Genomic DNA, 20266 nt, shown 5'->3' with positions numbered 1-20266 from the left:
AATGGTGGATGCCGGGATTTATAATCATGCCCCTGTGTGTCGCGCTCCCGTCATGGATATTTCATCTGTTTATATTTTGTTTTAAGAGGTCAGATAGCCTGTCCCGATCCGCCGCGGCGGATCGGGAGAATCTCGCCAGGCGAATAATCATCCCTCTCCCGAAGCAAGTTCGGGACAAGTTGTGTGTCGTCTTCGACATGCTCGATTTCATAGTTAATAGCGCTCTTTAAGAATATTCATATGATGCATGAAATGTCCTGGGATTATCCAGAATAATGCCCTTGGAGTAATCGGGTTACCACTGGCTTGACCTATAAAGTCCAGGGATTCCTCCGGCAATATCCGAATCATCGAAAGCAAAGCTCTTCGCTGAGCCTGAAAATCCTCAAGTAAATATTCTATAGGAGCTTGGCCAAACCGGGCATTCAACACGTAAGGGTCCTGATCAAACCCAGGCAAGGAGGAACGCTCTCCACGGGCGAAACACAGGGCTCTGAACGTCATGATCCTTTCGGTATCGATCACGTGTCCCAGCACTTCCTTCGGAGTCCATTTTCCTTCTGCATACGCCTTCTCGGCCCAGTCTGAGCCTTTCGCTTGAAAGAATTTCAAAAGCTCATCTACTTGGTTGAGAAGCTGCTCTTCATAATTATTTCCTGATACTAATTTGATATAAGTGGAAAAAAAGGCTGAATAGTCACCTTCTTTCGGTTGGTTAAGGGTTCTCATGTAAAAATGTTTTGGCTAAAATATTATTGCGATAAATTTAAGTCATTCGTATAAACCACCCCTATGTCATGTATAAAAATTTACTTCTTTTCTTTCTGTCATTTTGCTGTCAGGTTGCCATTTCCCAAACTACGGTAATCCGAAATCAAGAAATAGCCCAGATGATATCCGAAATCTCCTCTGATTCTCTTGAACATCACGTCAGAAGTTTGGCTTCTTTTAATTCCCGCCATACCCTCAGTACAAATGAGGAAAACGGCATGCCGGCAGCTCAAGACTACGTACTCTCTAAGTTCAGCCATTTTGCGAAGCAATCTGAAGGAAGAATGACTGCTGAAATAGAACATTTCACGATTCCTGCCGATAACCGCAGGATTACGACAGATTCGCCGGGAGCCAATGTAATGGCAACCCTCAAAGGCAGTGATCCGGCAGATACTAGGATCTTCATTATTTCAGCCCATATGGATTCACGCAATAAAGATGTAATGGATGCCGAGGGGAATGCCCCCGGAGCCAATGACAACGGTAGCGGAACAGCTGCAGTAATAGAATTAGCCCGTGTCATGGCTTCTCGTAAGTTTTCGGCAACTATCCTATTCGTGGCATTCACGGGTGAAGAGCAAGGCTTGAAAGGCGCGACTTATTTATCCGATAAAGCAAAAAAAGGGGGTTGGAATATAGCAGCTGTACTAAACAATGATATCATAGGCAACAGCAGTTCTTCAGAGACACTGATCAAGGACAACCTGAAAATGCGTGTCTTTTCTGAAACAATTCCTGCTGCCGAAACTGAGCAGGAAGGCAATATCCGACGATACACGAATGCCGACAACGACAGCAGGTCAAGACAACTGGCGCGATACATCAAGGAATTGGGAGAGCGCTATGTAGATCTATTTGAAGTGAAATTGATTTATCGGGCCGATAGGTTTCTGAGAGGTGGAGATCAAACTCCATTTGCAAAAAATGCCTTCACTGCCGTCAGAATGTCTGAAATGAATGAGAATTTCCTCCATCAGCACGAAAATGTTCGCTTGGAAGATGGTGTCCAATATGGAGACCTGCCTGAATTCATGGATTTTGAATACCTAAGGAAAGTTGCTGCCGTGAATCTGGCTTCTCTCGCCTCTCTGGCAAATTCTCCCGATCAGCCACAGGAAGTTCAAATAGATGTGCGCGGCTTAAGCAATAAATCCATCTTGCTTTGGAAAGCTCCCCGTATCGGAAACGCAAAGGGCTATTATGTCCTGATGAGAGAAACTTCTTCTGCGATGTGGGAAAGAAAGTTTTGGACCACGGATACCACCCTTACATTACCCTATTCCAAAGACAACTACTTCTTTGCGGTACAAACGGTCTCAGAATCAGGGGCTGAAAGTCTGCCTGTCTTCCCTACTCCCCTTTCCAGATAATTACAGTTCTTAATTAAATCAATTCCAAATTCTCACAAAAGCAGTGTGTGTTGGAACTCCAATGATTATATTTAGTTAACTATTTCAAACACTATACATATGAAAGCTAAAGAAATCGTAACGCTACAGCGTTCATTGCTAATCGATACAGAGAAATTACTCAATAAGCAGGTAGAAATGGAAGGCACATCTTCCGCTTACTATTTGTCCATGGCTTCTTGGTGTCACATGATGGGTTATGAAAATTCGGCAAAGTATCTCTATACCCATGCAGACGAAGAAAGAATGCATATGATGAAGATATTCCAATACATCAATGAGGCAGGTGGACATGCCATTCAGCCTGAAATCACCGGTATTAGACATAATTTCAACTCGTTGAGAGAGATCTTCGAATTGATCCTGGAGCATGAAATCAACGTGACCAAGTCTATCAACAACATCGTTGATCATGCGTTCACCAAGAAGGACTTTGCTACGTTCAGTTTTATGCAATGGTATGTCACTGAGCAGAGAGAAGAGGAAACCATGTCTAGACGGGCTCTTGAGCTTTTCGATATTATCGGAGAAGAGGGAGTCGGTCTCTGGACTATTGATCAGGAGCTTGGAAAGCTCCACGCAGCAGCCCATCCACAGGCATAATTCAAAAGCGGCTTTGCAGCCGCTTTTTTTTTGTCTGTTATTTTTTTGACTCAATACATCTTAGTTAATCTGATTACCCACTTTCCTGCCGGTAATGAAATAGAAGCATCAGAAGATTTGATGGATCCTATCATTTAGGCCACTTCGGACTGCCCCGATGTGACAGGTCTTCCTCCCTACCCTAGACGGGGTCTTGCGGCCATTAAATCAAAGAAAACATAGCTACCTACATCGCTATGGCCAATCATATAGTTGATTGTTAAGTATATAGAAAGGATTTTTTTTCTTTTAAAATTCATTTTTTCTTATTCAACTTTACTTTATCTTAATGAGGATTTTATCCCCTCACCCCACTAACCCTCTGTGTTGCAATGAGTTTCAATAAGAGTCAAGCGGCATTTTTCCAAACACTAAAATTATCGCTGCCCATCTACACTTCTCTGGTGGATGAGATCGCAGAAATATTACAGATCAGCATAGATAGCGCTTATAGAAGGATTCGGGGGGAAAAACTATTGGATTTCAGCGAGTTGGAAATTCTATGTAACCGATTCAATACTTCTGTTGACACTTTTTTCAACCTTCATTCCAATAGCATACTTTTTCAGGGAAACCAAAATGACTATCAGGAAAACAGTTTTATGAAGTGGATGGAAGACGTGTATGCCCAGCTCAATCTGGTCAATAGTTTTTCTAGAAAACATATTTATTGGTTGGTGAAAGACATGCCACCATTTCATCATTATTATCATAAGGAACTTGCTGCTTTTAAGTTCTTTTTCTGGAGAAAATCGATTTTATTTAACGATAGTCTGAAGAACACTAAATTTTCTATCCGGGACAATTCCTATGACCAGTTTGCAGAAATAACCGAAAAGATCCTCAAAGCATACCATAAGATCCCTACTACTGAAATATGGAATATTGAAGGAATCAATATCACCTTACGTCAAATAGAATTGTATCATGAAATGGGTGTCATGACCTCCACGGAAGACACCATTTTCCTATACAACTGCATGCTGGAAGTGATAGACAACTTGGAGAAAATGGCTGAAAGAGGAAAAAAAATCCTCCCCGGACAGCTCGATGTTGAGGGAGCTGATTACAATTTTTTTGTAAATGAATTTATCATCGGAGACAATACTTTTTTCGCTACCATGGATGAAAGGAAAGTCACCTATCTCAACCACAGCGTGATCTATTTTCATGGCACCTCCGATCCATCATTCAATGATGCCATGTTTAAGAATCTGGAAAATTTAATAAAGAAGTCCACTCAAATTAGCCGTGTGGGTGAAAAAGAGCGCAAGCAATTCTTCAATAAACTGCGTAAAAAAGTAGTAGAACGGCTGAATGCCACAGCAGAGAAAGAAGAGTGAACTGCTCATTCTACATAGAATCCTTCGCATAAAGGAAAGAATCCACTACATTCAAGTCTCAAGTAAAACTAGTATGGGCAGTAGCATTCAATATAGCTTGGCTTTCGCAGCCTTGGTAGCTTTGACATTTTCTTCATGTCAGGATAAAACTTCCGACAAGGAGATGGACGAAGATAAAATGACTATATCCACTATACCTGAACCTACCGAAAAAGTGGAAGGCATGGTTTGGATTCCAGGAGGCAAATTTGTCATGGGAACCAATGAAGTAGAGGCTTACTCCGCCGAAAAGCCGGCTGTGGATCTTTCGGTAAAAGGTTTTTGGATGGACATACATGAAGTCACCAATGCCCAGTATCAGAGATTTATAGATGAAACGGGCTATATAACACTGGCAGAGAAAAAACCTGAATGGGAAGACCTCAAGAAACAGCTACCTCCCGGCACACCTAAACCTGACGACTCACTTTTGGTCGCCGGATCTATGGTGTTTAGCCCTCCACCTTACGCTGTTCCTACTCAGGATATTTCACTCTGGTGGGTATGGGTAGAAGGGGCCAGCTGGAAAAATCCTGATGGGCCTGAATCAGATTTGGAAGGAAAGGAAAACCATCCGGTAGTCCATATCGCTTATGAAGATGCCAAAGCTTATGCCGAGTGGGCAGGAAAACGGCTGCCTACGGAAATTGAATGGGAATTTGCCGCACGAGGCGGAGCGCAGGGCAAGCGTTTTGCATGGGGTGATGAATTAACTCCAAACGGAGAATATCTCGCTAATACTTTTCAGGGAGATTTTCCACACGACAATCAAAACCTAGACGGATTCGAAGGTTCATCCCCTGTTAAATCTTTTGCTCCAAATACCTTCGGGCTTTACGATATGATTGGCAATGTCTGGGAATTGACGGACGATTGGTATGACGCATTGAAATATGCCAGACTAGCCGGCCAAGCTCCGAAACTGGATGCTAATATGAAGCCATGCTACAATCCCGACAATCCCTACGCAATGGAGCGCGTGATCAAAGGCGGCTCATTCCTATGTGCGGATAATTACTGTGTAAACTACAGACCTTCTGCGCGCCAGGGCAAAGCTTTTGATAGCGGCACATCCAATGTAGGCTTCAGATTGGTGAAAGATGCCGAGGAGAATACGATTAGTATGAAGTAAAAATTAATCCCTTTGGCAAAGACTGATGAACTTTATATTAACATTTCTTTTAATAATACAGCTCTATTCAGAAAAACTTTGCGATTGCTATTTCCCAGAAGATTTGGCAAGTGCACAAAAGTTGAATTATGAAGAAAGTACCCTTATTTTTTTAGGGAAAATTGTCGAAAGAAATGACGATGGGTCTTTCAAATTTGAAGTTTTGGAAACTCTTAAGGGGGAAGAGTTGGAAGATGTAATTGGATCTCTCACTGATTCATGTACAATTTTCCCAAATGACGATGAAGAATTTTGGCTAGTGTACACAAATAGCCCTAATTCAGATGGATTTATTACAATGTCTCAATGCGGGCTTTCAAGAAGCTTTAAATTCCCTTATTTATTGAAGTTTACAAATCCACCCCCACCACCACATCCAACGGATCCATCTTTGCAGCTTGAATCCGAACTTGAGGATTCAAAACACAGGATTGAAGTGCTAGAAATCCTCAAATCAGAAATTGAACAATTGAGAAAATGGAAGGAACTCAAATAAATCCAATAAACCCTAACACTAGCGAACTTTGCGTCTCCCTTCGTGTCCTCTGTGGTTAAAATAAACTTTTACAAATCGTAGCCGCCGTTCGTGTCATCACGAACGGATGAAAGTTCAAATCAGATTCTGCTTCCGGAGAAGCAGGATAACTTGGCCATGGTTACATTGATGCCTTACGCTATCATACTGCACACTAGTCTGCCTCCGGAAAAGGACAATTTATACCATACTACATTCACAAAGCTCACGACAGCGAACTTTGCGTCTCCCTTCGTGTCCTCTGGGGTTAAAATAAACTTTTACAAATATCCCTTGGTAATCCGCTGAATATACTTGCCCAAGATATCAAACTCCAGATTGACTAAGTCTCCGGAAACAAGCTGATGAAAGTTGGTGAATTCATAAGTATAAGGAATGATCGCGACAGAAAAACTTCCGGGTCTGGAATTGAAGCAGGTCAAACTTGTACCGTTGACGGTGATTGAGCCTTTCTCCACTGTCACATTTCCCAGGTCATGATCAAACGCTATCTCGAAAATCCATGATCCATCCTGATCCGTGATACTTTTCACTTGGCCTACCTGATCCACATGACCTTGCACGATATGCCCGTCAAATCGGCCATTGGCCGGCATGCAGCGTTCCAAATTGACTTTCTTGCCCACTTTCCATTGGGACAAATTCGTTTTCTGAAGGGTCTCATCGATTGCAGTCACCCGATACGAATCAGGAGTAGTCTGTACCACAGTCAGACAAACGCCATCATGGGCCAAGGACTGGTCGATTTTCAATTCCGAAGCGAGAGAAGAGTCAATATCAAAATGGACATTGGTGCCATCATGTGTTATATTGCCAATGGTGCCGAAGGCTTCTATTATTCCTGTAAACATGGAGTTCAATTTAACTTTCAAAGATTCAATGACTAAGCAATAAATGCCCGATTCAAGTTCAAATTAAGCCAAATAATCTTTTATCTTCGACCGCAGAACCATAAAAAAACCATGCCCCTACTCAAACTCGAAGACACATATTTACATAAAGGAAAACGAAGGGCTTTAGTGGCTTTGCTTAGGGAAAAAGGAATAAAAAGTGAGCGTGTACTTCAGGCTATCAATACCTTACCAAGACATTTTTTCTTCGATTCAGCACTGATTTCCCATGCATATGAGGACAAAGCCTTCCCTATTGGAGAAGGACAGACTATTTCCCAACCCTACACTGTTGCTTTTCAGACTGAGCTTTTGGAGATCAGAGAAGGTGATAGAGTATTGGAAATAGGAACAGGATCAGGATATCAGGGAAGTATCCTGCATCTTCTTGGCGCAGAAGTATTTACAATAGAGTACCAGAAAAAATTATTCGAGGGTACCAAGCGATTTTTGACCAGATTGGGAATCGAAATGCATCTCTTCTACGGAGACGGGACGGGTGGACTTCCTGCTTATGCTCCCTATGATAAAATAATTGTCACCGCAGGTGCCCCTGTAGTCCCTGAAGCGTTGATTCAGCAATTGAAAATTGGAGGAATACTCGTAATCCCAGTGGGCGACAAGCGCAGACAAACCATGCTTAAAATCACCAAGAAATCTAATACAAAGGTTGATCGGGAAGAATATGAAGGCTTTGCTTTTGTACCTCTTTTAGGAAAAGACGGCTGGGGACAATCATAAATCTAAAATTTGAGATTTATGGAATTTCAAATTTTATCGGAATAATATTCTGGTCATTTTCGAAATTTATTTTCCTACCAAATTTTATTTCTATTTTTGTTAAAATTTGGATTTATGAGTATCAAGAAATTTGCAAGAGAATCGTCAGTGATCATGACCGAAATGGTCCTTCCCAATGACACCAATACACTAAACAACCTTATGGGAGGTAAGCTTATGCACTGGATGGATGTAGTGGCTGCCATAGCTGCCCAAAAGCATTCCAATAGCATAGTGGTGACTGCCTCTGCGGATAATATTTCTTTTCAGGAACCTATCGCCCTGGGCAATGTGGTAACACTGAAAGCTCAAGTGACCCGTGCGTTCAACTCTTCCATGGAGGTCTTTATAGAAGTGACTGCGGAAGATATTCCTGCAAATAAAAAAATAATGACCCACCGGGCATTTTTCACCTTTGTGGCTGTGGATGAGAACAACAAGCCTTCAAGAATTCCGGAGCTAATTCCTGAGACGCCGGAGGAAATAGAAAATTTCGAAGGTGCCCTTAGAAGAAGACAGTTGAGGTTAGTGCTTGCAAAAAGAATGAAGCCGGAAGATGCCGTGGAACTGAAATCCATTTTCAACCTGGATTGAGTTAACTTAAAAACATTAAAATTCGAGGGGTGATAGATATATTAATCCCTCTTTTTTTGTGTTAAGGCGATTTTTGAGCAATTTCCCGATATGGAAAATATGAGCATTCAGGAGCTCCAGCACATCATCACCGAGGAACTTTTTTTCTTCGAAAAAGATCCTACCCCCGATCCGGTCAAACAGTACACAAATCCTACCGTGGAAACGGAAAAACCAAAGACTCTTCCGAAAACAGTACCCATCGATAGTGGCATTCCTCCCATAGAGGAGTTGAAGCCGGAGCCATTGATTGTTCGCGGAAAATTTGAAAAGGGAATTTTGGTGCTGCATGAAGAGCAACAATTGCGGCCTGAAGTGATGGAAATGTTGGTAAATATGGTCAATGCCGTAGGACATTCGATGAATGAGGTGGGATTACTGTCATCAGAGGAATTGGAAGGGAGAAGCTTGACGGATCTATATGATCTGAATGCACACATCGTACTTAAATTTGGACGATTAAAACATCCCATCAATGCCCTTCCTGCGTCGGACTACCAAATACATACAGAAGGCGAAACGGAATATCTTTTCGCAGACGCACTAAGCACCATAGCCGAAGATAAAGTTCTAAAAGGCAAACTTTGGAACACCCTAAAAGTCCTCTTTAACCTATCAAAAAAATAATGAGCCTTACACCCCAACAACACACCTGGGCAAAGCGATTTCGCTGGATTTCACTAATTGAAGGAATATCCTTTCTGGTATTGCTTCTGATCGCCATGCCACTCAAATACATGTTGGATTATCCACTGGCGGTGAAATATGTGGGCTGGGCTCACGGGTTGCTTTTCATTCTCTACATCTATGTGGTCTTCCCTACTGCTCATAAATTAAAATGGACTTTCAGCAGAACGTTCTTTGCGCTTATTGCTTCGGTCTTACCTTTTGGTCCATTTATTTTTGATAGAAACTTGAAGAAAAGCCAGCATGTGGATTTATAAGTAATGGCACTAATCAGTAAAAAGAAGCAGATTTTCCCCATTAGTCAAGGGCTGAGGCGCTATCTGATTAAGTATTCCAGAGAAGTGGACATTCCTATCCACTACCACGAATTGCTTCGCTACTCTAGTTCTATTGCCCTCTACGATTCCAAAGAACAGGACACACTGTGGGAGACAGTCTTCTATGAGCAATCCGATAGGGAAGAGATTCATCTGAACGTCAAAAAAATCTATGCTTTGCTGAAAGCCGGCGGGGACATGTCCGTGATGGAGCATCTATATGTGGATAGAATTGATCTTTGCGTGTATGGAAACACCCAACCTTTCCGCGTGAGGATAGTGAATAGAATCAACGATAATTTCGATTATTTCTATATCAAAAATGCCGATGCATCAAGGGTTTACGGTCTAGAACTGGAACATTTACTTTCACCCAATAGAATCTCTTACCTGGTACATCAAAACACCCTAATAGAAGAACATATTGCGGGAATTCCCGGAGATCTATTCATGCGGGCACACTTGGAAGATCCCCATCTGAATCCGATTCGACTGGCAAAGGAATTTGTCAAATTCAACGAGCGCTGCTTTGTGAGATTACTCGGGGATATGCACTCCTCAAATTTTGTAATTGACGTCACCCCGGATTTTGAAGAGACCCACTATAGAATCCGGGCGATTGATTTTGACCAGCAATCCTATGAGGGTAAAAAATCTATCTATTTACCCCAATATTTTAAAGAGAACAATGGCTTGATTCAACTGGGAATGAAGTACATCACCCCGGAATCTATGGTCCAATACCAGAAAGAAGAGCGTGCACTGATCGCTACACGACTCAAATCTTCCCGGCAGGGTATTTTTGATATTCTGCGCTCAATGGAGAATGACACGATCTCCCTACCGGAAAATATTGCCTCTTTGAGGGCAGAATTAGCAAGGTACTATTCAAACAACAAGTTCTTGGAATGCACCAATATGGGACAAATCCTGCGAACAAGCCTTGAAGAGCTTATTAAGAAATAATTTAAGCCTTTTTCACTCCGACAAGTTCTCCGAGTTGTTCTTGAGTCAAGTTTCTTTCTTTACGGGCTTTTTAAATATTAATGATTATCCGCAATGATGCCAATAACTATATTTTCGTTGCTTTATTGGCTGGAAGACCCGCCAAGGCGAGGCAGGCCGATGACGGACGACCGAAGTAGCTCATCGCGAAAGTTTGCCAAATCCTATATTGCTTTTGTTTCTTTACTGGCAGAAAAGTGATAAAAGCATTATAGGATTCTAGCGTCAAGACCTAGCGTACTGTGACACCTCTTCCGTCTCCCGTCTTCCATCTAGTATAACCAGGCACCATTGCGGATAATCATATATTACTTCACCAATCTTCTCAAATAACCTCCGTAGCCACTTTTTCCCAGTTTATCAGCAGCCTGAAGTAATTTTTCCTCGCCGATAAAGCCCGCCCTATACGCTATTTCCTCAATACAACCGATTTTCAAGCCCTGGCGCTCTTCGATTACTTCCACGAATTGTGCTGCCTGCAAGAGAGATTGATGAGTACCTGTATCCAACCAGGCAGTTCCCCTATTCAGTATTGCCACCTGAAGTTCACCCAGTTTCAGGTATTCGTTGTTGATGTCAGTTATTTCCAGTTCTCCCCGTGGACTCGGTTTAATTTTCTTTGCAATTTCCACCACTCTGTTATCGTAAAAATAAAGCCCCGGCACAGCAAAATTAGATTTTGGGTTGGTAGGTTTTTCCTCGATGCTAATCGCTTTCTGGTTCCCATCAAATTCCACCACACCGTATCTCTCCGGATCATTTACATGGTAGGCAAACACTACGCCGCCGTCAGTATCAGTATAAGCCTGCAACGTTTTATGAAGTCCTGATCCATAGAAAATATTATCTCCGAGGATCAAAGCTACTTTATCGTTCCCGATAAATTTCTCACCGATGATAAATGCCTGAGCCAGACCATCCGGGCTTGGCTGCACCGCATATTCAAACGAGCAGCCAACTTGAGAGCCATCGCCCAAAAGTCGCTGAAAAGCTTCACTGTCTTCAGGAGTAGTTATAATCAATACTTCCTTGATTCCTGCCATCATCAATACAGACAGTGGATAATAGATCATTGGCTTATCATAAACAGGCATCAGCTGCTTACTTACGGATATAGTCAAAGGATAAAGGCGTGTGCCGGATCCACCGGCCAAAATAATTCCCTTCATATATTTTTAAGTTGTATAAGTTTAATATTCATCGCTCAGCATTTCAATAATGAATCCATATTTGACTGCCATCCATTAATTCTTTCTTAATTTCAATGAAATAATTGAGGCAAATCCGGATCAAAACGACTGAAAGTTAAAAGCAGATTAACGCTTAAAGCTACGGAAAGGGCAACTATTAAAAAAATAAGATATGAACAGAACGATACTTTACCTTTCCATCCTGAGCATTTTAGCGCTCGCCTATTGCAAGCCAAAGCCTCAAATCACCTTTGAATCCATCGTGACAGAGGAATTTAGACCTTCCTATCATTTCACACCTGAATCAGGCTGGATGAATGACCCAAATGGTTTGATCTATTTGGATGGAGAGTATCACCTTTTTTATCAGTATTATCCGGACAGCACAGTCTGGGGACCTATGCATTGGGGACATGCTGTTTCCACCGATTTATTAAAATGGGAACCACTTCCAATAGCACTTTATCCGGATAGTCTGGGATATATTTTCTCGGGAAGCGCCGTTTTTGATGCCGAAAACAGTTCCGGGTTAGGGACTAACGAGAACCCTCCGATGGTTGCTGTTTTCACCTATCACAATGCTGAAGAAGCTGAGACTTCATCAGACACATTTCAACACCAAGCTATTGCGTTTTCGTTGGACAAAGGCAGAACTTGGGAGAAATATGAAGGCAATCCTGTCTTGCCCAATCCGGGAATCCGGGACTTCCGTGATCCCAAAGTCTCCCAAATCACAAATCCTGACGGTTCCAACTCATGGATAATGACGTTGGCTGTTCTTGATCAGATTAATTTCTATAGCTCCCCGGATTTGAAAAACTGGAGGTTGATGGGAGAATTTGGAAAGAACATTGGAGCACATGGAGGGGTCTGGGAATGCCCGGATTTGCTTCCTTTCAAAACTCCTTCAGGGGAAACCAAATGGGTTTTGCTGGTCAGTATAAATCCCGGCGGGCCTCAGAATGGATCTGCTACCCAATATTTTATCGGTGACTTCGTGAATGGGAAATTCACACCCGACGACACCATGATCCGCTGGCTGGACTATGGTCCGGACAATTACGCCGGGGTTACTTGGAGTAATCTTCCTACTGAGCAAAACAGAACACTTTTCATAGGCTGGATGAGCAACTGGCTCTATGCTAATGTGGTTCCTACAAAAGCATGGAGATCCGCAATGACTGTTCCGAGAGAATTAAGCCTATTCGACGTAGACGGCACTTTGCTGCTGAAGTCCGCTCCTGCGGATGAACTTGAAAAACTACGTTCTGAAGAATATGGAGTAAGTCAAGAAATTTCCGAGCTACCTTCTGAAGCTATAGAAATCACTGCAAATGTCAATTCAGATTCTTTCTCAGTAACCTTATCAAATGAACTTGGTGAAAATCTTGTAATCTCGAAAGAAAACGGACTCGTGAGCATAGACCGGAGAAATGCTGGTAAAAGTGATTTTCATCGGGATTTTGCGGCAATCCATTCCGCACCTATGAGCTGGGAGGCAAAAGATATCAGGATATATCTGGACGCATCATCCATTGAATTATTTGTCAATGATGGAGAATTGGTGATGACATCCATCCTGTTTCCGTCTAGTCCGTGGAAAAATATTGCAGTTTCCAAAAACATCAGCTCGTTAAAAATTTTTAATTTGAAAAAATAAAACCAAATCACCCTTAACTTGCTGCTTTAATACCCGTTAATTCGAATTAAAATAGGTATACCTAATGAAAAAACAGCTATCAATCGTGATGATTTCCCTCAGTTGGGTCATAGGATTTATGGCTGTTTTTGCTTTTTCCGGCACAGTTGAAGCTTCGGAAAATAACCGTTCCCATGAGTCTGTTTCCAGTTTAGTACAGTTTTCCTCTAACCAATTTAATGCAGGGACTGAGCTTCTCGAAATCCCTGAATTCAAAATTGACTGGAGTTTAAATGCAAAACTGAATCCGGAATGGTATGTTGATCTACTCACTCCCGGCAAAGTTTATTTAGCTTCTTCCTTTTTCAAAAAGTCAGTTCCACTTTTTGACGTTAAGGACACATTCATACATTTTTTCTACACTTGGTAAGATCGAATAGAATAACCGCTACAGTCTAGCACCTCACAAATTTCTATTCATTTAACCCTTTTTCTTATGATCTCAATAGATCCTGTCACACTAGTTGTGTCATCACTCGCAATGGTGGCTACCGCCTCACCATTTGTATATTACAGTTATAAACTTAAAAAAATAAGCAGTGCGCAGCTCGCCTCTTTTGAGGAGTTTTCGGTAGCCAAAAATGTGGTACCAACTCAGCATGAGCGATGGAGAAATCACTATCATTTAGGCCTGGATAACCAATCCAAAAAGCTGATTTACCACCGATTTGGCAGCTATCCTGAGCAAAGCCTGATAGACTTGGGTGAGGTAGGCAAAGTCAGTATTCAAGAGAAAATCCGTAAGGTACCGGTAGGAAAAGAGACGCGCTATATCCTGGACTTTCTGGCTTTGCAGTTCCACTTCAAGGACGCCTCCCATTCCCCAAAGACAATTGAAATCTATGATGGAGAGCTCTTCAGCGACATGGCAGGAGAACGTGGAATTGCAGAAAAATGGCAGAAAATCCTAGAAGCTCAGCTTAGAGATTAGCAAGGCAACATATATCCCAACTTAGCCACGACAGGAAGTGAAACTGTAGTGGTTTGGTTGATTGTAAAAAGACTCAGTTAGCTAACTGGGTCTTTTTTTTGATCCCGGATATGATACCCCAGGCTAAAGTTGATTATTTTGTAATATTACTTAAGGTCCAAACACACAAACACCATGTCTGACACTCCTATCCATAAGGAATATTCCAACGGAGAAGTAACCATCACCTGGGAACCTCACAAATGCATTCATTCCAAGAAGTGTATCAGGGGCTTGAATTCAGTTTTTGATTTTGAACGAAGACCCTGGATCAATGCCGAAGGAGACAGTACAGAAGCCATTGTAAAACAAATAGATGCTTGCCCTAGCGGTGCGTTGGGGTATTACTTTGCAGACCGGGAGGAGAAAAGTGTAGGAAATGTAACCTCGGAGCAAATGGTAGAAGTAATCCCGAATGGCCCTCTGATGGTCTATGGTAACCTCCAAGTCAAACTTCCCAATGACCGTCTTATTAATCAGAGTAAGGTGTCTGCATTCTGCAGATGCGGATCCAGCCAGAACAAGCCTTTTTGTGACGGCTCTCACAAGAAAATAAATTTCCAAGGCTAAAGCCTATATTCATGCGTAAAGTACTCGTTCTTTTTGCCCACCCAAAATTTGAACATTCCAAAGTTAATCAGGCGCTTATCCAAGCTATCTCAGGATTGGAGAATGTGGAGATCCGGGATTTATATGAGCTATATCCTGATTTCAATATTTCTATTCAGGCCGAACAGGAAGCCCTATTTGAAGCTGAAGTGATCATCTGGCATCATCCTATTTATTGGTACTCTTGCCCCCCACTTATGAAACAGTGGATAGACTTGGTGCTGGAATTTGCTTGGGCTTATGGACCTGGTGGCATTTATCTTAAGGGAAAATATGTGATAAACACTATCACTACGGGTGGATCCCAAGAAGCTTACCAATATAATGGCAGAAACAACTTTAAAATCGAGGATTTCCTTCGCCCCTTCGAACAAACGGCCAAACTCTGCAATATGACCTATTTGACCCAATTTCATGTACCCGGAACCCACAAAATCACAGATTCTGAACTAATCCAAAAAGCAGATTTGTACAGGGAATTTCTGCTCAGTCTAAGAGATTCAAATGATCTTAGTGCTTTCCAAAAACAATAAAATTTGAACTTATGAGTGGATTTTTGGTCAATGCCATCCTATACATCATAGCGGCAATAGTATGCGTTCCTATTTCAAAAAAACTTGGGATGGGCTCTGTTTTAGGCTACTTAATAGCCGGAATATTAATAGGCCCATACCTGCTCGGTTTTATTACCAACGAGGGCCAGGGTCAAGACATCATGCATGCGACGGAGTTTGGGGTAGTGATGATGCTATTCATTATCGGCTTGGAACTAGAACCCAGAAGCCTCTGGAAAATGCGCCAATTGATTTTACAAGTTGGATTGAGCCAAGTCTTGGTTACTGCCGCATTGATTTTTGGAGTTGGAATACTTCTCGATGTCCAATGGCAAATATCACTTGCAGTAGGTCTGTCTATGGCACTGTCATCTACTGCCATCGTACTACAATCCCTTAAAGAGAAAAATCAGATGAACAGTGCGAATGGGAGGCTTTCATTCGGGGTGTTATTGATGCAGGATATCGCCGTCATTCCCATCCTGGCTCTATTGCCATTGCTAATCACAGGTGAGACAGCCTCCTCAGCCCATGCTTCTGGGATTCATAGCTGGATCGATAGCCTACCCGGATGGGCTCAGACCTTATCCATTTTTGGAGCTATAGGAATAGTCGTACTCTTGGGACAGTTCGGCTTTGGCCCACTTCTCAACTGGGTGGCAAAGAGCAGGCTGCGGGAACTCTTTACAGCTTCTGCATTGCTGATAGTAGTAGGGATATCCTTCCTCATGGAGCTGGTGGGCTTGAGCCCCGCCCTGGGTGCATTTCTGGCCGGAGTCATTCTTGCCAACTCTCCTTACAAGCATGCACTGGAATCCGATTTAGAACCTTTTAAAGGTTTACTTCTTGGTTTGTTCTTCATGGCCGTCGGATCTACAATCAACTTCAATTTGATATTCGCTAACGCCTTCAACATAATTTCCATTACACTTGGGGTTATCGTATTGAAAACAGTCATTTTATTGATTATAGGTAAATCCAAAAAATTAAGCCTGACTAACAATCTCAGCTTTGCCATAGGTCTCTCTCAAGTTGGAGAATTCTCATTTGTCACCTATGCGTTTGCCCTTCAGCTTGGCATTTTTGACCAGTCAATATCCGATACGTTGATGGCCGTGACTGCTCTCAGTATGACCGTCACTCCTATCCTCGCAGTACTACTAGACAAAGTCATCAATCCTGCCATTAATAAAAAACATGTGGAACCTGAAAAAGAAATGGACAGTATCGATGAGCGCAATAAGGTAATTCTTGTTGGATTTGGACATTTTGGATCCACACTTGGACGATTTCTAAGAGCAAACGGTGTAGAGGCCACCATTCTGGATTCGGATCCCGATCGGGTAGAATACCTGCGAAAAATGGGTTTCAAAGTGTATTTTGGTGATGGAACCCGAAGTGAATTGCTTCATTCGGCAGGAGCAGGTGAAGCATCCATTCTGATTTCTGCGGTAGACGTTACAGAATACAGCATGAAGCTAGTCGAGGTGTGCAAAGAGGAATTCCCGCATTTGGAAGTGATGGTGCGTGCCAAAAACAGATACGATGCTTTTGAACTGATGGAAGTAGGCGTGAAAAACATCTATAGAGAGCATCTGGATACATCCATTAGAATGGGGGAAGATGTGTTGAAGAAACTTGGTTTCAGAGCGCACACCGTACACAGACTCGCAAAGCAATTCCGTGATTATGACGAGAAAGCATTGAAAGTATTGGTAAATTTCAAAGACAATAAAGACGAGTATATTTCCAAAAACCGACAACAGATCGAGATGCAGGAAAGCCTCCTATCGAGTGAATTGATTCGAAAATTTTCCGTAAATGACCATGCCTGGGACAGCGATTCTATCAAAGAAGTAGAAAATCCGGAAATAAAATTTAAATAAAATTAGAATATTAAACAGTGTTTAATTAATTTTGAACGTTCAAGAAAATACAATGGGGATTACGGATCGCAAAGAAAGAGAGAAGGAGGAACTGAAGGAGACAATTCTTAAGGCTGCAAAAACTTTGTTTTTGGAAAAAGGAGTTGAAAAGACTTCTATGAGAAATATTGCCGATAGAATTGAATACAGTCCAGGTATAATTTACCATTACTTCAAAGATAAAAACGAAATTTTCCACGCATTACATCAGGAGGGCTTTAAAGCGCTTGGTGAAAAAATGGAAATCCTTTCTGTCATCCGGGATCCATTAGAACGCTTGAAAGTAATGGGGAAAATATATGTGAAATTTGCAATGGAAAACCCTGACATGTATGATCTTATGTTTATAAAGGAGGCTCCATTGTGCCATGTGTTTGATTCAGAAAAGGAAGAATGGATAGAAGGAGGAGGAGCATTCAATAGTCTCCGCATGACCATAGAGGAATCTCTAGCCCAAGGATACTTCCCCGGTCATGAGTCAGAATCCTTGGCTTATATGGTATGGTCTGTTGTACATGGGTTGGTATCCCTGCACATCCGAAAACGATGTGAGGTAATAGATTTAACCCGCAGGGAAAATATTGTGGACGAGGGGCTGGATGCTTTCTTTAAACTATTGGGGTAGCTCCCCTTTTTTTTACCCATGCATTAAACACTGTTTATTAAATCAACGATGTATAAAAATGAATACTAAGATTGGAATATTACTTACCCTACTCTGCTTAATCCTAAGCCTATCGTCTCCTGCTCAAGGTGTTTTGGCAGAATATATCCAAGAAGGGATTGATAATAATCTGGTTCTGAAAGAAAAGAACATTTCTATCGAGCACAGCAATCTGGCGCTCAAAGATGCCAAGAGTTATTTCTTACCTGCAGTTGATTTTGGAATGACCTATAATCTCGCTAAAGGCGGTCGAACGATTGATTTTCCGGTTGGAGACTTACTCAATGACGTGTACAGTACTCTAAACGCCCTGACGCAATCGTCCCAATTCCATCAGCTGGAAAATGTCAAAGTCAACTTTCTCGCCAATAACTTTTATGATGCGAGATTCAGAGTGAGTATGCCACTCATTAACCCTCATCTCTCCTACCAAAAAGACATTCGTGAAAAACAGGTACAAGTTTCGGAATACGATCTAGCCATCTACAAAGCCACACTAATCCAAGATATCAAGCTTGCCTATTTCGACTTTTGCACCGCCCATACAGCAATAGAAGTGATCAAAAGCTCCAAGAAACTGGTAGATCAGAATCTTAAAGACAATCAATCACTTCTCGAAAACGGAAAAGGGCTTCCCGCATCGGTATTGCGTGCCGAAAGCGAAGTAGAGAATATCAACGCGCTGATGATTGAAGCTGAGAACAGAAAAAAAAATGCAAGCTATTACCTCAATTTCCTCCTAAACAGACCATTAGAAACTGAACTGATTTTCGAGGAACAATATCCTGATTGGGAAAAAATCAACAGCATGGCATTGGAAGACAATCTCTCATACAGACCTGAGCTTCTTCGTATAGCCACTTTCCATTCCATTCAGGAAACTCAATTGAAATCCAGTAAGAATTATTGGATTCCCAGACTCAACACTTTTGCCGATCTGGGAAGTCAAGCCTTCAATTTCGATGTCAGTAACCAAGACAGTCCCTATGTATTTTTCGGTCTTAACCTTTCCATGCCCATTTTTCAAGGAAGTAGAAATAGATATCAAATACAGCGCTCACAGCTTGATATGGAAAATATCTCCATTCAAGAACGCTTAATAGAGAATAAACTAAGCATTGATCTCAAAGTCGCCAAAAACCAATTGAGAACTAGCGAAGCTTCTTTTCACACTGCCGAAAAAAAGGAGGACTCTTCAGACGCTTATCTCAGATTAGTCAGCAGGGGATTTAAGGAAGGTGCATATTCCCTAATAGAATTTATAGATGCCAGAAATCAATACACTCAAGCTGCTCTACAGAAAACGATCAATGCGTACGCCCTTCTGAAAGCCCAAGCCACACTCGAAAGACAACTGCTCACTGACTCTTATTAACTATGAAAAAAGTCACTTATATCTCATCTATTCTCCTACTCGCAGGATTACTCTATGCCTGCGGTCAAGCAGAATCCAAAAGTCCAATTCCCTCTAAGGGAGAAATAATCCCTGTAAAAGTGCAACGGCTACAAAAAGGAAGCTTCTATACTCCGATTTCTGCCAGCGGCAATTTCACAACCAAGAATGAAACGGTATTGTCATTCAAAGTTGGAGGTATTGTTTCCAAAATATATGTACAAGAAGGAGAGGAAGTCAAGAAAGGGCAGTTACTCGCCTCCTTAAATTTGACCGAAATTCAAACAGGGCTGAATCAAGCAAAAATCGGGTTGGAAAAAGCCAGAAGGGACTTTGAACGGGCTTCTAGACTTTATGCCGATAGTGTCGCTACGTTAGAACAAAAGCAAAATTCCGAAACTGCCTTAGAGATGGCAGAGCAGCAATTCAAAGCCGCTGAGTTTAATCTGGAGCATTCGCAGATCAGGGCAAATCAAAGTGGATTTGTCTTGTCCAAGTATGTCAATGAAGGACAGCAAGTAACTTCCGGAGCACCGGTGCTGCGTACCAATGGGGCGGATGATAATTCCTGGGTATTCCAGACCAGCGTAAATGACCAAAATTGGTCTTCAATTTCTCTCGGTGACTCTGTCAGCTTAATGACTGACATAGGAGGCAACAGTGTATTCTCGGGAAAGGCAGTCCGCAAGAGTCAGGCTGCCGATCCTGTCACAGGTGCTTTTTGGATAGAAATTTCTCCAGACCACCCCTCCGGGTTAAAGCTGGCTTCCGGCATTTTTGGCAGGGCGACTATTTTCCCCAGCAATAAAATGGAAGCATGGGAGATTCCTTACGAATCGCTTCTCGATGCAAGTGGAGATCAGGGGTATGTCTTCGCCTCCAAAGATGGAAAAACAGCTGAAAAAGTAAAGGTAAAGCTGGGCAAAATCTCATCGCAGTCTGTGCAGGTAATCGAGGGGCTATCAGGGTATTCATTCTTGATTATTTCAGGCTCCGCCTACCTCACTGATCAGTCTCAAATCCAAATCCGGAACTAA

The 20266-nt window shown here is 42.1% G+C and carries 22 protein-coding genes and 1 pseudogene; 19 read left to right on the top strand and 4 right to left on the bottom strand.

Going from position 1 to position 20266, the window contains the following annotated elements:
* Positions 1-213 precede the first annotated feature (213 nt).
* Positions 214-729, bottom strand: a complete 516-nt coding sequence (locus J2X69_RS20730) for a DinB family protein (protein ID WP_310107650.1) — start codon at positions 727-729, stop codon at positions 214-216.
* A gap of 68 nt (positions 730-797) precedes the next feature.
* Between J2X69_RS20730 and J2X69_RS20725 the strand changes: the two genes are divergently transcribed.
* The 5 genes from J2X69_RS20725 (at position 798) to J2X69_RS20705 (ending at position 5874) form a co-directional block, all read left to right on the top strand.
* Positions 798-2144 (top strand): M20/M25/M40 family metallo-hydrolase, encoded by a 1347-nt coding sequence (locus J2X69_RS20725; RefSeq protein WP_310107648.1) that lies wholly within the window; start codon positions 798-800, stop codon positions 2142-2144.
* Positions 2145-2243: 99 nt separating this feature from the next.
* Positions 2244-2786 (top strand): ferritin, encoded by a 543-nt coding sequence (locus tag J2X69_RS20720; RefSeq protein ID WP_310107646.1) that lies wholly within the window; start codon positions 2244-2246, stop codon positions 2784-2786.
* Positions 2787-3157: 371 nt separating this feature from the next.
* A complete protein-coding gene (locus J2X69_RS20715; RefSeq protein WP_310107643.1) occupies positions 3158-4168 on the top strand; it encodes a hypothetical protein in 1011 nt (336 codons plus the stop codon).
* Positions 4169-4241: 73 nt separating this feature from the next.
* Positions 4242-5339, top strand: a complete 1098-nt coding sequence (locus J2X69_RS20710; protein WP_310107641.1) for a formylglycine-generating enzyme family protein — start codon at positions 4242-4244, stop codon at positions 5337-5339.
* Positions 5340-5364: 25 nt separating this feature from the next.
* On the top strand, positions 5365-5874 hold the full coding sequence (locus tag J2X69_RS20705) for a hypothetical protein (protein WP_310107640.1): 510 nt from the start codon (positions 5365-5367) through the stop codon (positions 5872-5874).
* A 299-nt stretch (positions 5875-6173) separates the two neighbouring features.
* On the opposite strand, the gene J2X69_RS20700 is transcribed toward J2X69_RS20705, so the two are convergent.
* The gene (locus J2X69_RS20700; RefSeq protein ID WP_310107638.1) at positions 6174-6764 is read right to left on the bottom strand and encodes a riboflavin synthase; all 591 of its coding nucleotides are present in this window, start codon (positions 6762-6764) and stop codon (positions 6174-6176) included.
* Positions 6765-6875: 111 nt separating this feature from the next.
* On the opposite strand from J2X69_RS20700, the gene J2X69_RS20695 reads away from it, so the two are divergent.
* The 5 genes from J2X69_RS20695 (at position 6876) to J2X69_RS20675 (ending at position 10186) form a co-directional block, all read left to right on the top strand.
* Positions 6876-7544 (top strand): protein-L-isoaspartate(D-aspartate) O-methyltransferase, encoded by a 669-nt coding sequence (locus tag J2X69_RS20695; RefSeq protein ID WP_310107636.1) that lies wholly within the window; start codon positions 6876-6878, stop codon positions 7542-7544.
* Positions 7545-7658: 114 nt separating this feature from the next.
* Positions 7659-8177: an acyl-CoA thioesterase gene (locus J2X69_RS20690; RefSeq protein WP_310107634.1), complete on the top strand. Its 519-nt coding sequence runs from the start codon at positions 7659-7661 to the stop codon at positions 8175-8177.
* A gap of 90 nt (positions 8178-8267) precedes the next feature.
* Complete coding sequence (locus J2X69_RS20685; RefSeq protein WP_310107632.1) at positions 8268-8843, top strand: hypothetical protein; 576 nt, start codon at positions 8268-8270, stop codon at positions 8841-8843.
* Positions 8843-9160 (top strand): DUF3817 domain-containing protein, encoded by a 318-nt coding sequence (locus tag J2X69_RS20680; protein WP_310107630.1) that lies wholly within the window; start codon positions 8843-8845, stop codon positions 9158-9160. The genes J2X69_RS20685 and J2X69_RS20680 overlap by 1 nt, the downstream gene beginning before the upstream one ends.
* 3 nt (positions 9161-9163) lie before the next feature.
* Entirely contained in the window at positions 9164-10186 is a 1023-nt protein-coding gene (locus J2X69_RS20675; RefSeq protein WP_310107628.1) for a hypothetical protein, read from the top strand.
* Between the two features lies 1 nt (position 10187).
* Here the strand turns inward: J2X69_RS20675 and J2X69_RS20670 are convergent.
* Together J2X69_RS20670 and rfbA are read right to left on the bottom strand one after the other, a co-directional pair.
* Positions 10188-10253 (bottom strand): annotated as a pseudogene (locus J2X69_RS20670) (helix-turn-helix domain-containing protein); the annotation flags it as partial.
* Positions 10254-10533: 280 nt separating this feature from the next.
* The gene (gene rfbA, locus J2X69_RS20665; protein ID WP_310107624.1) at positions 10534-11394 is read right to left on the bottom strand and encodes a glucose-1-phosphate thymidylyltransferase RfbA; all 861 of its coding nucleotides are present in this window, start codon (positions 11392-11394) and stop codon (positions 10534-10536) included.
* Between the two features lie 193 nt (positions 11395-11587).
* Between rfbA and J2X69_RS20660 the strand changes: the two genes are divergently transcribed.
* The 9 genes from J2X69_RS20660 (at position 11588) to J2X69_RS20620 (ending at position 20266) form a co-directional block, all read left to right on the top strand.
* Positions 11588-13075: a glycoside hydrolase family 32 protein gene (locus J2X69_RS20660; RefSeq protein ID WP_310107622.1), complete on the top strand. Its 1488-nt coding sequence runs from the start codon at positions 11588-11590 to the stop codon at positions 13073-13075.
* A 64-nt stretch (positions 13076-13139) separates the two neighbouring features.
* Positions 13140-13484, top strand: a complete 345-nt coding sequence (locus tag J2X69_RS20655; RefSeq protein ID WP_310107620.1) for a hypothetical protein — start codon at positions 13140-13142, stop codon at positions 13482-13484.
* A 66-nt stretch (positions 13485-13550) separates the two neighbouring features.
* Positions 13551-14045 (top strand): hypothetical protein, encoded by a 495-nt coding sequence (locus J2X69_RS20650; protein ID WP_310107618.1) that lies wholly within the window; start codon positions 13551-13553, stop codon positions 14043-14045.
* A 174-nt stretch (positions 14046-14219) separates the two neighbouring features.
* Positions 14220-14654, top strand: coding sequence for a (4Fe-4S)-binding protein (locus J2X69_RS20645; RefSeq protein ID WP_310107616.1), 435 nt, complete (start codon positions 14220-14222; stop codon positions 14652-14654).
* A gap of 11 nt (positions 14655-14665) precedes the next feature.
* A complete protein-coding gene (locus tag J2X69_RS20640) occupies positions 14666-15226 on the top strand; it encodes an NAD(P)H-dependent oxidoreductase (RefSeq protein ID WP_310107614.1) in 561 nt (186 codons plus the stop codon).
* Between the two features lie 11 nt (positions 15227-15237).
* Complete coding sequence (locus tag J2X69_RS20635; protein ID WP_310107612.1) at positions 15238-17133, top strand: monovalent cation:proton antiporter-2 (CPA2) family protein; 1896 nt, start codon at positions 15238-15240, stop codon at positions 17131-17133.
* A 31-nt stretch (positions 17134-17164) separates the two neighbouring features.
* Complete coding sequence (locus J2X69_RS20630) at positions 17165-17797, top strand: TetR/AcrR family transcriptional regulator (RefSeq protein WP_310107610.1); 633 nt, start codon at positions 17165-17167, stop codon at positions 17795-17797.
* A gap of 58 nt (positions 17798-17855) precedes the next feature.
* A complete protein-coding gene (locus tag J2X69_RS20625) occupies positions 17856-19211 on the top strand; it encodes a TolC family protein (protein WP_310107608.1) in 1356 nt (451 codons plus the stop codon).
* A gap of 2 nt (positions 19212-19213) precedes the next feature.
* Complete coding sequence (locus J2X69_RS20620) at positions 19214-20266, top strand: efflux RND transporter periplasmic adaptor subunit (RefSeq protein WP_310107607.1); 1053 nt, start codon at positions 19214-19216, stop codon at positions 20264-20266.

Origin of the sequence: Algoriphagus sp. 4150 (assembly GCF_031457395.1) — a bacterium.
Taxonomy (GTDB): Bacteria; Bacteroidota; Bacteroidia; order Cytophagales; family Cyclobacteriaceae; genus Algoriphagus.
Note: the sequence above shows the minus strand (reverse complement) of the source record. Positions and strands in the feature narration are given on the sequence as shown.